Source organism: Marinobacter sp. MIT932201 (genome assembly GCF_047123295.1).
Classification (GTDB): Bacteria; Pseudomonadota; Gammaproteobacteria; order Pseudomonadales; family Oleiphilaceae; genus Marinobacter; species Marinobacter salsuginis.
In genome coordinates this window covers 1,002,283-1,017,969 of the sequence record NZ_CP138917.1, presented here as the reverse complement: position 1 = coordinate 1,017,969, position 15,687 = coordinate 1,002,283, and the positions used below count along the sequence as shown (strand labels likewise).

At 58.9% G+C, this 15,687-nt stretch carries 12 protein-coding genes and 1 pseudogene; 2 read left to right on the top strand and 11 right to left on the bottom strand.

All coding sequences use genetic code 11. From position 1 onward, the window contains the following. Positions 1-18: 18 nt before the first annotated feature. Positions 19-1,950, top strand: a complete 1,932-nt coding sequence (gene dxs, locus SIC15_RS04615) for a 1-deoxy-D-xylulose-5-phosphate synthase (RefSeq protein ID WP_222466200.1) — start codon at positions 19-21, stop codon at positions 1,948-1,950. Positions 1,951-2,029: 79 nt separating this feature from the next. Here dxs and ribA read toward each other — a convergent pair whose 3' ends face one another. The 6 genes from ribA to SIC15_RS04585 form a co-directional block, all read right to left on the bottom strand. After that, a complete protein-coding gene (ribA, locus tag SIC15_RS04610; protein ID WP_412537588.1) occupies positions 2,030-2,587 on the bottom strand; it encodes a GTP cyclohydrolase II in 558 nt (185 codons plus the stop codon). Positions 2,588-2,778: 191 nt separating this feature from the next. Next, positions 2,779-3,219, bottom strand: a complete 441-nt coding sequence (gene moaC / locus SIC15_RS04605; protein ID WP_412537587.1) for a cyclic pyranopterin monophosphate synthase MoaC — start codon at positions 3,217-3,219, stop codon at positions 2,779-2,781. 129 nt (positions 3,220-3,348) lie between these two features. After that, entirely contained in the window at positions 3,349-4,332 is a 984-nt protein-coding gene (locus tag SIC15_RS04600; RefSeq protein WP_412537152.1) for a Nudix family hydrolase, read from the bottom strand. 2 nt (positions 4,333-4,334) lie between these two features. Then, positions 4,335-5,552, bottom strand: coding sequence for a bifunctional glutamate N-acetyltransferase/amino-acid acetyltransferase ArgJ (gene argJ / locus SIC15_RS04595; protein WP_412537151.1), 1,218 nt, complete (start codon positions 5,550-5,552; stop codon positions 4,335-4,337). 127 nt (positions 5,553-5,679) lie between these two features. Continuing rightward, the gene (gene secA, locus SIC15_RS04590; RefSeq protein WP_412537150.1) at positions 5,680-8,418 is read right to left on the bottom strand and encodes a preprotein translocase subunit SecA; all 2,739 of its coding nucleotides are present in this window, start codon (positions 8,416-8,418) and stop codon (positions 5,680-5,682) included. Between the two features lie 181 nt (positions 8,419-8,599). Beyond that, complete coding sequence (locus SIC15_RS04585; protein WP_153634603.1) at positions 8,600-9,553, bottom strand: M23 family metallopeptidase; 954 nt, start codon at positions 9,551-9,553, stop codon at positions 8,600-8,602. 215 nt (positions 9,554-9,768) lie between these two features. Here SIC15_RS04585 and SIC15_RS04580 point away from each other — a divergent pair, with 215 nt between their 5' ends. After that, positions 9,769-10,215, top strand: a complete 447-nt coding sequence (locus tag SIC15_RS04580) for a DciA family protein (protein ID WP_069183992.1) — start codon at positions 9,769-9,771, stop codon at positions 10,213-10,215. 11 nt (positions 10,216-10,226) lie between these two features. On the opposite strand, the gene lpxC is transcribed toward SIC15_RS04580, so the two are convergent. From lpxC to SIC15_RS04555, 5 genes and pseudogenes are all read right to left on the bottom strand, one after another. Continuing rightward, positions 10,227-11,141, bottom strand: a complete 915-nt coding sequence (lpxC, locus tag SIC15_RS04575) for a UDP-3-O-acyl-N-acetylglucosamine deacetylase (protein ID WP_136631481.1) — start codon at positions 11,139-11,141, stop codon at positions 10,227-10,229. 212 nt (positions 11,142-11,353) lie between these two features. Continuing rightward, positions 11,354-12,511, bottom strand: a complete 1,158-nt coding sequence (gene ftsZ / locus SIC15_RS04570; RefSeq protein ID WP_412537149.1) for a cell division protein FtsZ — start codon at positions 12,509-12,511, stop codon at positions 11,354-11,356. A 98-nt stretch (positions 12,512-12,609) separates the two neighbouring features. Beyond that, entirely contained in the window at positions 12,610-13,845 is a 1,236-nt protein-coding gene (ftsA, locus tag SIC15_RS04565; protein WP_008176504.1) for a cell division protein FtsA, read from the bottom strand. Positions 13,846-13,881: 36 nt separating this feature from the next. After that, a pseudogene (locus tag SIC15_RS04560) lies at positions 13,882-14,722 on the bottom strand (cell division protein FtsQ/DivIB). Beyond that, on the bottom strand, positions 14,715-15,686 hold the full coding sequence (locus tag SIC15_RS04555) for a D-alanine--D-alanine ligase (RefSeq protein ID WP_069183994.1): 972 nt from the start codon (positions 15,684-15,686) through the stop codon (positions 14,715-14,717). The pseudogene SIC15_RS04560 and the gene SIC15_RS04555 overlap by 8 nt, the downstream one beginning before the upstream one ends. Between the last annotated feature and the right edge of the window lies 1 nt (position 15,687).

Below are 15,687 nucleotides of genomic sequence, written 5' to 3'. Positions count from 1 at the left end.
CGGAAAAGACCCGAGCAGATGCAGGACACTTATATTTTCAAGGAAATCCCGTCGCAGCGGCCCAACACGCCTCTGTTGGACCGGATTGATGAACCGGCCCAGCTGAGAGAGCTGGCCCCGGAGCAGTTGACCCTGCTCGCCCGGGAGCTCAGGGCATTTCTGTTATGGTCAGTGGGCCAGACCGGCGGCCATTTCGGCGCGGGCCTCGGCGTGCTTGAGCTTACCGTTGCCCTTCACTACGTCTTTGATACGCCCAGCGACCGCCTGGTCTGGGACGTCGGCCATCAGGCCTATCCCCACAAGATTCTGACAGGCCGGAAGGAATCAATGGGCAGCATCCGGCGCAAGGGCGGGCTGGCCGGCTTCCCGAAACGGGCCGAAAGCGAATACGACACCTTTGGCGTTGGCCACTCGAGCACTTCCATCAGCGCAGCACTGGGCATGGCCATCGCCGCGCGTCTGCAAAAGTCCGGCCGCAAGAGTATTGCCGTTATTGGTGACGGCGCCATGACCGCAGGTATGGCGTTCGAGGCCCTGAATCACGCCGGTCACCTGCACGCCGACATGCTGGTTATTCTCAACGACAACGACATGTCGATCTCCCGCAATGTGGGCGGCCTGTCCAATTACTTTGCCAAACTGTTGTCCAGTCGCACCTACAACCAGGTCCGCGACAGCAGCAAGAAAGTTTTGCAGGGAGCGCCACACCTGATGGCGCTGGCCAAGAAGACCGAGGAGCACTTCAAGGGCATGATTGCCCCGGGAACGCTGTTCGAGGAACTGGGGTTCAACTACATCGGCCCTATCGACGGTCATGATCTGCCCCTGCTGGTGGATACCCTGGAGAACATCCGCGAACTTGAAGGTCCGCAGTTCCTCCACGTGGTAACCACCAAGGGCAAAGGCTTTGCGCCTGCCGAGGCCGACCCGATTGGCTACCACGCCATCAACAAGATTGAACCGGTGCCACCGAGCAAGCCCGAACCGGTCAAGCCGACACCGAAGAAGCCCAAGTATGCCAACGTGTTCGGCCAGTGGCTCTGCGACTCCGCCGAGCAGGATGAGCGCGTGGTCGGCATCACCCCTGCCATGTGCGAAGGGTCGGATCTGCTGGCATTCTCACAGCGCTTCCCGGAACGCTATTTCGATGTCGCCATTGCCGAGCAGCACGCCGTCACTTTAGCCGCGGGCCTGGCCTGCGATGGCGCCAAGCCGGTTGTCGCCATTTACTCGACGTTCCTGCAGCGGGCTTACGACCAGTTGATCCACGATGTCGCCATACAGAACCTCGATGTCCTGTTCGCTATAGATCGGGCAGGGCTGGTCGGAGAAGACGGCCCGACCCATGCCGGCGCCTTTGATATCAGCTACCTGCGCTGCGTGCCCAACATGGTGGTGATGACACCGTCAGATGAAAACGAAACCCGCCAGATGCTCCAGACCGGCATGCTGTATGAGGGGCCGGCGTCAGTGCGCTATCCCCGCGGTACCGGGCCCGGCGCCGAAATACAGCAGGAATTGACCCCTCTGGAGATTGGCAAGGGCCGCAAGCTTCGCAGCGGCAGAGGAGTTGCCATCCTGAACTTTGGCACCCTGCTGGCCCCGGCGCTGGAGGCGGCGGAGGCAATTGGTGCAACAGTTGCCGACATGCGCTTCGTAAAGCCCCTCGATGAAGAACTGGTTCTGGAACTGGCCGAGCAGCATGAACTGCTGGTGACGCTGGAAGAGAACGCCATTGCCGGTGGCGCGGGCAGCGCTGTAACCGAGTTTCTGAACAGCCGGCTGGTGTCCATGCCGATTCTTCAACTGGGCCTGCCGGACACCTTTATGGACCATGGCAAGCATGGAGAACTGCTGGCCGAATGCGGTCTGGATGCAACCGGCATTGAATCTTCCATTCGCACGCGGATGGAAACCCTCCGCCACCAGAGCCTGAAAGTCGTCAAATAAACGAGCACGTTGCCCTAAAAACGCAAAAAGCCCGCGAAACTCGCGGGCTTTTTCGTCAGCAGATCAGTAGCGGGTCGAGTCACACCTCGGGATCATCGTCCTGGTGTGTCTCCAACCAGTGCCCCAACTTGCTCTGTTTGGTATCGAGATAGTGTTCATTGTGGGGGTTACGGCCCACATGCAGAGGCACTCTCTCGGCAATAGCAATACCGTAGGAAGACAACGCCTTCACCTTGCGGGGATTGTTGGTCATCAGCCGCAGGCTCTTGATACCCAGGTGCTCCAGCATATCCTTGCACATGCTGTAGTCACGCAGATCAGCAGCGAACCCAAGACGTTCATTGGCTTCAACCGTATCTGCACCCTGATCCTGGAGGTGGTAGGCGCGGATCTTGTTCAGCAACCCGATGCCCCGCCCTTCCTGACGCAGATACATCAGAATACCCCGGCCTTCCCGGGCAATGCTTCTCAGCGCCTCTTCGAGCTGATAACCGCAATCACAACGCATGCTGTAAAGGGCGTCGCCAGTCAGACACTCGGAATGGGTGCGGGCAAGCATGGGTTCGTCACTGTCCAGGTCGCCCAGAGTCAGGGCAACGTGTTCCTTTCCGGTGTCCGGTTCTTCAAAGCCGTGCATATCAAACACCCCGAACGGGGTAGGCAACCGGCAGGTCTGGATGTAACGAACAGCCACAGTGTTTCCTCGTGGTTCAGTCAATCGGGCCGCGCATTCTAGCACGGGCCCGCCCGCTTGGCGTAGTCTCGGCACTGTCGCTCCTCCGGAGTGGTTCTGGTAACCAGCTTGTACGAGCGCAGCGGTTCGCCAGATCAGGCGTTATCGGCGACCCAGTGGCCACTCCGGCCGCCTTTCTTCTCCAACAGACGCACCGAACCGATCTCCATGCCACGGTCTACGGCCTTGCACATGTCGTAAAGCGTCAGTGCTGCAACACTTGCTGCTGTCAGCGCCTCCATTTCCACACCGGTCTGACCGGACAGTTTGCAGCGGGTGAGAATATGTACAGATGCCCCATCGCTGCCCGGGTTCAGTTCGACTTTCACGGAGGTCAGGTTCAGTGCGTGACACAGGGGAATCAGGTCATGGGTTTTCTTGGCCGCCATGATGCCGGCAATTCGGGCAACGGCCAGCACATCACCCTTGGGGTGCTCACCCTCAATAATCATATTCAGGGTTTCCGGCGCCATGCGGATGGTGGCTTCAGCGCGCGCCTCCCGCTCAGTGGCCGCCTTGTCGGTTACATCCACCATGCGGGCTTCGCCCTTGTCATCGAGATGGGTCAGTTTGCTCACGGAATCCCCCGGAATCGGTTGTGCAAGATAGTGAAAAATGCAGGAACGACAGCATAACAGAGATGGGCCCGGCGTCGCTGACAAGCGTCAGTTCCGGGGCCACCAGAAGCCGATGCCGGCTATTCCCTGGCCGCCACATTGACGGGCTGCATGAATATCGCCGGACGACAGCCCGCCAAGCGCAAAGACCGGCAGCGCAGCTTCCGACACCAGCTCGGCAAAGGCCGGCCAACCGAGGGTGGGCGCACCCGGGTGACTTTCCGTGGGCTGAACAGGCCCCAATGTCACGTAGTCCGCGCCAATAGCCTCTGCATGATCGATTTCCTGCCGGCTATGACAGGAAACTCCCAACCACACTTCTTGCGGAACCGGCCGGGCCGAGAGCGCCGCAGCCTCGCGCCAGGGCAAATGCAGCCCCCGGGCACCGGGGGTCGCACGGAATATCTCGGGACCACCGTGAACCATGAGCGCGACTCCGGCCCGGTCACAAACTGACACCGCTTCCTCAGCCAGCTGCCGGTACGCCCGCTCGCTCAAGGCCGGGGCCCGGAGCACCACCAGGGGCGGCCTCGCGAGTTCAAGCCCCATCTCAAGGCGTTTAACCGTCGGCTTCAGGTCACCGGTTTCGCCAGTGATCGCAAGCTGCCGGGGTAACCGCAGAGCACGAATGATTGGCCGGTTGGCGGCCGGGAAATCCTCGTCCCGTAGCTGATCCGGGGCGAGCCATTCAACGGGTTGCCCCTCGCACCCTGTTGCTTCGCCTTCCGCCGCCCCGGTTTCCCAGACGTCCAGAAAAACTCGCTTGTCACCGTAGTCGTGGCGAATTCCGATGACAGGCTCCAGGGAATCCTCAGGCACACGAAGACCGGTTTCTTCGGCAATCTCACGCACCAGTGCAGCCTGGACACTCTCCCCCGGCTCAACCTTGCCACCGGGAAACTCCAGCAAACCGCCCTGGTGGACATGGTCTGGCCGCCGCGCAATCAGCACCCGTCCATCCCGGACAATAACCGCAACGGCAACGTGAACTTCTTTCACCCCGGCTTCCGACGCAGACTCAGAGTCAGACATGGTCAGGTACGGTACTCGGCGTTGATGGTGACGTAATCATGGGAGAAGTCGCAGGTCCACACCGTCTCCCTTACCTCTCCCCGCTTGAGGTCAATGGCAATGGTGATCTCTTCCCGATCCATCACGGCCTGGCCACGGGCCTCGGAATAGTCGTCAGCGCGACCACCGTTGCGAACCAGGCAGACATCCCCCAGGTAGATTTCCAGGGCCTCAAGGTCCAGTCCGTCGACACCGGCGCGCCCGACTGCCGCGAGGATCCTTCCCCAGTTCGGGTCCGAGGCGAACAGCGCCGTCTTGACCAGCGGCGAATGTGCCACGGTGTATGCCACATCCAGCGCTTCCTGCTGGCTGGCAGCGCCGCTCACATCAATGGTGACAAACTTGGTAGCGCCTTCACCGTCACGGACGATGGCGTGAGCCAGTTCCAGGTAGACCTTGTGCAGCGCCTCCCGCAGCTTTGGCAGCGTCGAACTGGAGGCGGTAATCTCGGGGCCGGAATACTGGCCACTGGCCATCAGCATGCAGGCATCATTGGTGGAGGTATCGCCATCAATGGTAATCCGGTTGAAGGATTTCTCTCCCAGCTCGGAGGCCAGAGTCTGCAGCAGCTCTGGCGCAATCCGGGCATCGGTGGCAATAAACCCGAGCATGGTCGCCATGTTCGGGCGAATCATCCCCGCACCCTTGCTGATGCCAGAGATGGTGACCATGTGACCGTCCAGCTCCACCTGACAGGAGGCGCCTTTTGGGCGGGTGTCCGTGGTCATGATGCCGCTGGCGGCCTCTGCCCAGCGGTTCTCGGCGGTGTTCGCCAGGGCGTCCGGAAGGGCGCCGACAATCTTCTGCACCGGCAGCGGCTCGCCAATCACGCCCGTGGAAAACGGCAGGATCTCGGCTTCGGCAACGCCCGCCTGGCTTGCCAGAGCCTGGCAGCAGGCCACGGCATCCCGCATGCCCTGCTCACCGGTGCCGGCATTGGCGTTACCGGTATTGATCAGCAGATACCGGGGCGAGGTCTCGGCCAGATGTCGGCGGCTGAGAGTAACCGGTGCCGCGCAGAACTGGTTTTTCGTGAAAATCCCGGCAACCCGGCTTTCCGGGGCCAGCTCAAATACAACCACGTCCTTCCGTCCCGGCTTCTTGATGCCTGCACTGGCTATACCGATCTTAACCCCCGCCACCGGGTGAAACTCAGGTAAGGTTCCCGGACCTACCGCCATTCTGCCACTCCTCTTGTCTGGGGTTGCGCTCGAAGTACCGCACAACCCGCTGGAAACGAAAAAACCCGCAGTCCACCAGTCGTGGCTGGCAGATTGCGGGTTCCGATGGTGCAGTCAGTAGTCTGTATTAGCTGACCTTGCCATGACACTGCTTGTACTTCTTGCCGGACCCGCAGGGGCAGGGTTCATTTCGACCCACCTTGCGCTCCTGTCGAACGAAGGTTTCGGGGGTCGACTGGCGGGAATCGTCAGCGTTGCCCTCGCCCTGACTCTGGGCCGTGGCGCTGGTCTCATCGTGGCGCAGGCGAGCCTTGGCAAGCTCTTCTTCCAGTTCCTGCTTGCGACGGCGCTCGACTTCTTCCATTTCTTCACGGCTCTGGACACGAACATGGCAGAGTACGCGGGTGACGTCCCGTTTCATGGTATCAAGCATGGTTTCAAACAGGTTGAACGCCTCGCGCTTGTACTCCTGCTTGGGGTTCTTCTGGGCATAACCCCGCAGATGGATGCCCCGGCGCAGATGGTCCATGTTGGAAAGATGCTCTTTCCAGAGGGTATCCAACACCTGCAGGAAGACCTGCTTTTCGAACTTGCGCATGGCCTCTGAGCCGGCGATTTCTTCCTTGGCTTCGTAGGCGGCGACAATCTCGTCCAGAATCTTCTGGCGCAGGTTTTCCTCATACAGCTTGTTATCTTCTTCCAGCCACTTCTGTACTGGAAGATCAATGGCCATCTCGGACTGGAGCTGTGCTTCCAGACCAGTGATGTCCCACTGTTCGGGCATGCTCTGGGGCGGGATGTATTCACTGATCAGCGAATCGACAACGTCCTCCCGGATGGTCTTGACCATGTCCGAGATATCGTTTGAGGACATGACCTCATTACGCTGGTCGTAGATGACCGTCCGCTGATCGTTGGCCACGTCGTCGTATTCCAGCAGCGTCTTCCGCATATCGAAGTTGCGGCCTTCGACCTTGCGCTGGGATTTCTCGATCGCATTGGTCACCATACGGTGTTCAATGGCCTCACCCTTTTTCATGCCCATTGCCTGCATCAGGCTCTTGACCCGGTCAGGTGCGAAGATACGCATGAGGTTGTCTTCCAGGGACAGGAAGAACCGTGAGGAACCGGGATCGCCCTGGCGACCGGCACGGCCACGAAGCTGGTTATCAATCCGGCGGGATTCGTGACGCTCGGTACCAATGATGTGCAGGCCACCGGCCTCAAGAACCTGATTGTGGCGCTCGGTCCATTCCGCCTTGACCCGGGCAACCTCCTCTTCCGAGGGATTCTCCATGGCGGCGACTTCGTGCTCCCAGTTACCGCCGAGTACGATATCGGTACCACGACCGGCCATGTTGGTGGCGATGGTGACTGCGCCCGGCCGGCCCGCCTGGGCAATGATATGGGCTTCGGATTCGTGCTGCTTGGCGTTCAGGATCTTGTGTTCGATCCGCGCCTTCTTGAGCAGCACAGAAAGAAGCTCGGAAGCCTCGATAGACGCGGTACCCACGAGGATCGGGCGCCCTTCGGCGGTGACATCCTTGATCTCATCAATGATCGCGTGGAATTTCTCTTCCTGAGTCAGATACACCAGATCGTTGTAGTCAGTCCGCTGAATCGGCTTGTTGGGCGGAATGACCACCACGTCGAGGCCGTAGATCTGACGGAATTCGAAAGCTTCGGTGTCTGCGGTACCGGTCATGCCGGCCAGCTTGTCGTAGAGCCGGAAATAATTCTGGAACGTCGTGGACGCGAGAGTCTGACTTTCGGCCTGGATCTTGACGCCTTCTTTGGCCTCAACCGCCTGATGCAGGCCTTCGCTCCAGCGGCGCCCCGGCATGGTACGGCCGGTATGCTCGTCCACGATGACCACCTGGCCGCCCTGAACAATGTAATCCACGTCTTTCTGGAACAGATGGTGGGCCCGCAGTGCCGAGTGCACGTGGTGCAGCAGGCTGAGGTTGGCCGCTGAATACAGGCTCTCTCCTTCCTTCAGAAGGCCACGCTCAAGCAGCAATTCTTCAACTTTCTCGTGACCGCCCTCGGTCAATTCCACCTGGCGGGATTTTTCGTCGATGGTGAAGTCGCCGGTAGGCTCACCCTCTTCAGGCACCTCACCTTTTTCCAGGCCCGGAATCAGCTCATTGATGGCCTGGTACAGTTTTGAACTGTCCTCAGCCGCACCCGAGATGATCAGCGGCGTTCTGGCCTCATCGATCAGGATCGAGTCCACTTCGTCCACGATCGCGTAGTTCAGCCCGCGCTGGACCTTGTCCTCGGTACTGAACGCCATGTTGTCACGCAGATAGTCGAAGCCAAATTCGTTGTTGGTACCGTAGGTAATATCCGCCTGATACGCCGCGCGCTTTTCTTCCGCCGGCTGGCCCGAGGCCACTACACCCACCTGCATGCCCAGGAACCGGTAGAGCTTACCCATCCACTCGGCATCACGGCGGGCCAGGTAATCGTTCACGGTAACCACGTGGACGCCTTTGCCGGGCAGCGCGTTCAGATACACCGCAGCAGTGGCAACCAGAGTTTTACCCTCACCGGTTTTCATTTCCGCGATACGGCCTTCGTGCAGGGTGATACCACCAATCAGCTGGACGTCGTAATGGCGCATTCCCATAACGCGACGGCCTGCTTCACGCACGGTCGCGAAGGCTTCAGGCAGCAGGGCGTCGAGGGATTCGCCTTCATCAAGCCGGCGACGGAACTCCGCGGTCTTACCTTGCAACTCGGAGTCGGACAGATTGCCATACTGCTCTTCAAGCTCATTGATGCGCATGACAGATTTACGCATTCTCTTGATTTCTCTGGCGTTTTTACTGCCGAACATCTTAGTTGCAAGCTTTGTGAACATAGACCACTGCTTCTTTGATTAAACGGAGGAAGCCGGCATTCTAACCTTATTTTGTAACAGGACAAAAGGCAGGCCTCACACAGGCGCAAGAAGTCGCCGGTGAGGCACCGGATTCACAGATAAAAACCGGCCCGGAGCCGGTTGACGGAGAGATTGTGAAAGCTGTGGCGCCGGGACCGGATCAGCGGCTGGCACGCTTGATGTAGGTTTCCGGGTTTTCAGACTTGCCATTCCGAATGACTTCAAAATGCACATGAGGACCGGTGGAACGCCCGGTACTGCCCATCAGCGCGACTACCTGGCCCTTCTGAACAACATCACCCACTTCCACTTTGATCGTCTTGCAATGAGCATAGCGGGTGATCAGACCATCGCCATGATCGACTTCAACAAGGTTACCGTAGCCATAGCGCTCGCCGGCATAGGTCACCACACCGCCCGCAACCGAGATAATATCGCTGCCATCCTTACCGGCCAGATCAACCCCGGCATGCCAGGTACGCTTGCCGGTAAACGGATCGGAACGGTAGCCGTACTTGGAGGACAGCCAACCCCAGGTTATCGGGCGACCTTCAAGGTACAGTTCGTCCTCAAGCCGTTTGCTGGATGCCAACTGGTCGAGCAAACGAAGTTGCTGTTCACGGTCTTCGATTCGCCATTCCATCTCCTCGATCATGCGGGTCAGCTCGGGCGCGGAGAAGGAATCGCCGGACAAGGCATCCTCCGGGCCACCCACCGCAGCAGGCTGATCGAAGTTGAATTCATCGCTGGCCACCAGGCCGGATTCCACAAAACGCTGGCCCAGGGCATCCAGGCGCAATAACCGGCCCTGAATCTCGCCCAGGCGCAGAGTCAATGCATCTACCTGTTGCTGGACGTTCTCTTCGATGTTGGCCAACTCCGCCTTCTGCTCTGCCAGCTTCAGCTGCCACTCGGCCACCAGTTCGGCGTTGGTGGGCTCCCTGGCCTCTACCTGCTCAATCGCCGTCTGGTAACCGGCCCAACCCGCGGCAACCAGCAGGGAAAGCACCAGAAACACCAGCGCAACAGCAAGCGTACTGTTGATAGACAACACCCGGGATTTTCCGTGGTGTTTGCCAACGAAAATAATGTTCATATCATCATCAGGTTTCATCGTTGAGCCGCAACCGCATCCTGTAGTGTTGCGCCCCGGAAAAATCCGAAGGGGGTCTGCCATCCTTTGGCAACAGCTACATACTGAAAAAATTGCAGCGCCCGGTAGACATACTCATTTATCACAATGTAAAACGAGTGTAATACAGGCACTACGCATAAACCGTGCCGAAGTGTAACCAATCGTAAACGGAGCCGTCGAGTAAAAACGCCGCCATGAAACGCAAAAGCGAGCAAAAAATGACCTTCGACAAGCTGGGCAAGACCCCGGTACTCAAGGATCTAGTGGCAAAGGCCGAACTTCACCGACAGGCAGAGGCAGAAGTTCTCGCAGCCCTACCGCAGGATCTGGTTAAGGGCACACGCTTTGTCAGCTGCAAAGACGGCGAACTGGCTCTGACAGCCGAAACCGCCGGGAAGGCCAGTCAGATCCGGTTCCGCCAGCACGAGATCATGGAAAAGCTTAGAGAGAACGAACTCTTCCGGTTCGTCTGGAAACTGAGGGTCAAGGTTGCGCCGCCACGATTCCGGGAAAAACCGGTGTTCAAGAAGGAGCCCTTGAGTAAAGAAAATGCCCGGCTCCTCAAAGAGGAAGCCGGGCACACGAAGGATAAAGCATTACGCGAGGTTCTCGAAAAACTCGCTAGCCACGTCCGGGATTAAAGCGTCCGGCTTTAACCCGCCGCCAGCACAGGCTTCATGTAGGAAATCGGGGCAGTGGCCTCATCATCAAAGGTAACCACTTCCCAGGCATCCTCTTCTGCCCTGAGCTTGCGCAACAGCTTGTTGTTCAGATCGTGACCGGATTTGATACCGCGGAACTCACCAATCAGGCTGTTACCCAACTGGTAAAGGTCACCGATGGCATCAAGCAGCTTGTGCTTCACGAATTCATCGTCATAGCGCAGACCGTCTTCGTTGAGGATCTTGTAGTCATCCACAACGATAGCGTTATCCACACTGCCACCAAGGGCGAGGTTCATGGCACGCAATTTTTCGATGTCACGCATGAACCCGAAGGTCCGTGCTCGGCTCACTTCCTTGACAAAGGAAGTGCTGGAAAAATCAACGGTTGCGGTCTGGGCGCGGCCTTTGAACACCGGGTGATCAAAGTCGATTCCGAAGCTGACCTTGAAGCCCTCGAAAGGCAGCAGGGTCGCTTTCTTGTCGCCTTCCTCAACCGTAACCTCACGCTTGATGCGGATAAAACGCTTGGCCGCATCCTGCTCGGCAATACCGGCGGATTGCAGAAGAAACACAAACGGACCGGCAGAGCCGTCCATGATGGGCACTTCCGCGGCGCTAAGCTCGACGAAACAGTTATCAATCCCGAGACCAGCCATGGCCGAGAGCAAATGCTCAACAGTCGCCACACGGACACCGTCTTTTACCAGCGTCGTGGACAGCATGGTCTCACCCACATTTTCCGCAGAAGCACGAATCTCAACCATCGGGTCCAGATCGGTACGGCGGAAGATGATACCGGAGTCCACCGGAGCGGGCTTGAGGGTCAGATAGACCTTCTCACCCGAGTGCAAGCCAACACCGGTGGCACGGATGGTGTTTTTAAGTGTCCGTTGTCTGATCATCGGTACATAATTCCGTCACAAAAAGGCGATATTCTAGGCAAAAATCTGCCCGGAGAATATCAGAAAATAAGACTGAATACCATTTAACCAATCCGTTGTTGCCGAATGTTCATTCAGCGCGCAACTATTGGCAATCGGTGCACGTATTCACCGGTTTTCGGGTTCCATATTTCGATGACAAACCGGAACCGGATCACAATTGCACCAGATTATCAGTCAGCCTGACGACGGAGGAATGCGGGAATATCGAGATAGTCGACACCCTGCTCCTCGCTGTCCTTGCTCTGGTCGATAGCTACGTTCCCGTGGGAAACGGCCCGGCGACGCAGAACAGCAGGACGATCCAGCTGGTTGTAATCGGTTTTGCCGTCCAGGGTGCGGGTGTTGTCCACCACCTTGGTCGGCTTCTCGCGATCACCGCCCAGACCGGTCGCAACAACCGTTACCTTGAGTTCGTCGGTCATCTCCGGATCGATGACGGTACCAACAACCACCGTGACAGAATCAGACGCAAACTCGCGCACAATGTCGCCAACCTCGGAGAATTCGCCCAGGTTGAGGTCCATACCGGCGGTGATGTTGACCAGAATACCTTTGGCACCCTGCAGGTTGATGTCTTCCAGCAGCGGGCTGCGAACGGCCGCTTCGGCGGCTTCCCGCGCACGGTTTTCGCCAGTCGCGCGAGCTGTGCCCATCATCGCCATACCCATTTCGGACATGACGGTCTTCACGTCGGCAAAGTCGACGTTGATCATACCGTTGCGGGTAATCAGGTCGGCGATGCCCTGAACCGCACCCAGAAGCACGTCATTGGCGGCGGCAAAGGCGTCCAGCAGGCTGGTTTTCTTGCCCATCACGGCCAGCAACTTCTCGTTGGGGATGGTGATCAGGGAGTCGACGCTTTCTTCCAGCTCTTTCAGACCGGATTCGGCAACGCTCATGCGCTTGCCACCTTCGAACATGAACGGCTTGGTGACCACGGCAACGGTCAGAATGCCGAGCTCACGGGCCACTTCCGCCACGATCGGCGCAGCGCCGGTACCGGTGCCACCGCCCATACCTGCGGTGATGAAAACCATGTCCGCGCCCTTGATGGCCTCGGCAATGCGATCACGATCTTCCAGGGCGGACTGACGACCAACCTCCGGATTGGCGCCGGCACCCAGCCCCTTGGTGATGTTGCCACCGAGCTGAATGATCTGGCGCGCGTCCATATCGGTCAGCGCCTGCGCATCTGTGTTGGCACAGATAAATTCCACACCTTCGATGTCGCTGTTAAGCATATGGCGAACGGCGTTACCGCCACCACCGCCTACACCGACGACTTTAATGACAGCGTTTTGCTGGACATTATCGACGAGTTCAAACATTTCCCCTACTCCTTCGTGCTGTTTTCAGCCCTTGTTCCGGGCTGTTTGTTCGAGATTGTGTTTTCGAGATACCTTCGTGTACTACCCACCCGGTTCCGTCAGAAATGACCGGTAAACCAGGCTTTCATGCGCTCAAACAGCGAGGGTGCATCTTCACCCTTGAGCACCGGTGCCCGCCCCAGGTCCATCTGGCGGAAACCATGAATCAACAACCCGACGCCAGTGGCGTAGATGGGGTTATTGACTACCTCCGTCATGCCGGAAACTGCCTGCGGACAGGCCAGCCTTACCGGCATGTGGAAGATCTCTTCGGCCAGTTCCACCACCCCTTCCATGGTGGACGAACCGCCGGTTATCACGATGCCTGCCGGAATAAGATCCTCGAACCCGGACCGGCGCAATTCCGACTGCACCAGGGTGAACAGCTCCTCATAACGTGGCTCCACCACCTCAGCCAGGGCCTGCCTGGAAAGATCCCGCGGTGCGCGATCGCCCACACTGGGCACCTTGATGGTTTCATCCGCGCCGGCCAACTGGGTCAGGGCGCAGGCATACTTGATCTTGATTTCTTCGGCGTTCTGCGTGGGTGTGCGCAGTGCCATGGCAATGTCGTTGGTGACCTGGTCGCCGGCGATCGGAATTACCGCCGTGTGTCGAATCGCACCGCCGGTAAACACGGCAATGTCGGTGGTGCCGCCACCGATATCGACGACGCAGACCCCAAGTTCCTTTTCGTCTTCGGTGAGGATGGCGTGACTGGAAGCCAGCTGCTCCAAGATTATGTCGTCGACCTCCAGGCCACAGCGCTTGACGCATTTCTCGATGTTCTGGGCGGCATTCACCGCGCAGGTCACCAGGTGAACCTTTGCCTCCAGGCGTACACCGGACATCCCCATGGGTTCCTTGATGCCTTCCTGGCTGTCGATCACGAACTCCTGGGGCAGAATGTGAAGGATCTTCTGGTCTGCCGGAATCGCGACCGCCTGGGCGGCATCAATCACCCGGTCAATGTCGGCCTGGGTGACTTCACGGTCACGGATGGCAACGATCCCGTGGGAGTTCAGGCTCTTGATATGGCTGCCCGCAATGCCCGCATACACCGAGTGAATGCGGCAACCGGCCATCAACTCTGCCTCTTCCACAGCGCGCTGAATGGCCTGGACGGTGGTTTCGATGTTCACCACCACTCCACGCTTGAGGCCCCGGGAAGGGTGAGAGCCAATGCCCACCACTTCGATGGTGCCGTCCATCTTGCGCTTGCCGACAATCGCAACCACCTTGGAGGTTCCGATATCGAGGCCGACAATCATGTTTTCCGTTTCAACCGATGACATGTGTTCCACCAAACCGTAGGTCTGAATTAACCGTTGCTATGATTTTGGGCTGGAGGCTGTCTCGACAGCTTTCCATTTGACCGCCACACCATTGGTGTAACGGGCATCCACCCGACTGACTTCGTCCGACCGTGCTGCCAGCCGGTTTTCATAAACCGTGATAAACCGCTCGAATCGCTGCTCCACCTGATCCCGGCCAAGCACCACTTCGATGCCATTGGCCAGCTGCAGGGTCCAGGCGCCCCGGTGCTCCAGGGCCAGGCCAGAAAATCCCAGTCCCCGGGCGACCAGCTTGTCACTCATGGTCCGCGCCATATTGATCACATCCCGCACCCTTTCATCCGGCCCCGCGAGTCTCGGTAACCGCCCCGCCACTTCCGGGTTGGACGGCGCGAACAATTCTCCAGTCCGGCTGACCAGGCGCCCGTCGGTCCAGTAAGCCAGGGGCTTTTTTTTCCCGGATATCGATCACCAGCCGATCCGGCCAGACCCGGCGCAAGGCAGCGGACTCAACCCAGGGCCGGCGCTCCAGGCTTTCCTTGATTTCTGAGAGGTCCGTGGCGAAATAGCTCTTGCCGATCCAGTCGCCAGCCGCACGTTCAATAGCCACCCGGCTGTCGCCCACGAAATCCCCTTTTACATCCACCGCCAGGATCTGCTGATCCATGGCCCCCAGCACCTTTCCGGTGCCCCAGGGCACCAGCGCGGCCAACAATACGATCACGGCGCCCATGCCCACCTGAAGCCAGGGCACGGCCGCCAGCACACCTTTCAACACTCCAAACCGGTCCCGCTCAGGACCAAGGGACGTTGCCCCCCGGCGTCGCGGGGGCTCGGACGGTGTCGCCCGGCTCCGGATCAGCAGTGTTTCAAGCATCGGCGCCCTCCAGGGTGTCCTTCAGTATCCGGACCACCAGCTCTTCGAAACTGATGCCTGCCGCCTTCGCTGCCATGGGCACCAGGCTGTGGTCGGTCATTCCGGGCACCGTGTTGACTTCCAACAGCCAGAACTGACCGTCGCTGTCCTGCATGATGTCAACCCGCCCCCAGGTCCGGCAGCCAACAACCCGAAACGCATCCAGAGCCAGGTGCTGGAGGCGAACTTCGTCCTCGGGTGCCAATCCACAGGGAATCTGGTATCGGGTGTCGTCCGCCAGGTACTTGGCGTCATAATCGTAAAAAACGTGCTCAGTGCTGGCACTCAGACCGATGGCCGGAAGCGCCTGATCCTGCAACAGACTGACGGTGAACTCGGGCCCCTCGATCCATTCCTCCACCAGCACAAGGCTGTCCAGCGCGGCCGCAGCTTCGTACGCATCTGCCAGCTCGGCGGCGGTATGCACCTTCCGGATACCGATACTGGAACCTTCCCGGGAAGGCTTCACGCTCAGTGGCGCGCGCAATTCACCGATAATCTGGTCCGCCTGGTCGACGCTGGTCATGGTCCGGAACTTCGGCGTCGGCAGGCCGCAACCTTCGAAGACGTACTTCGTTCTGAGCTTGTCCATGGCCAGGGCGGAGGCCAGAACCTCACTGCCGGTATACGGAATCCCGGCCTGCGAAAGGATGGCCTGCAAGGTACCGTCCTCGCCGCCCCTGCCATGCAGGGCAATAAAGACACGATCAAATTGCGGATTATCGACCGTTTTCAGAAGACAGCCTTGAACGTCCTCCGCGTAGGCATCCACGCCCGCAGATACCAGTGCTGCCAGTACCGCCTTGCCGCTTTTCAGGGACACTTCCCGCTCTGCGGAATCGCCGCCCATGAAGACAGCGACTCGTCCGAGGGCCCTTACGAGCTCGGGATCTGCCTGATAGGCCTGCGTTTCGTTATGATGCATA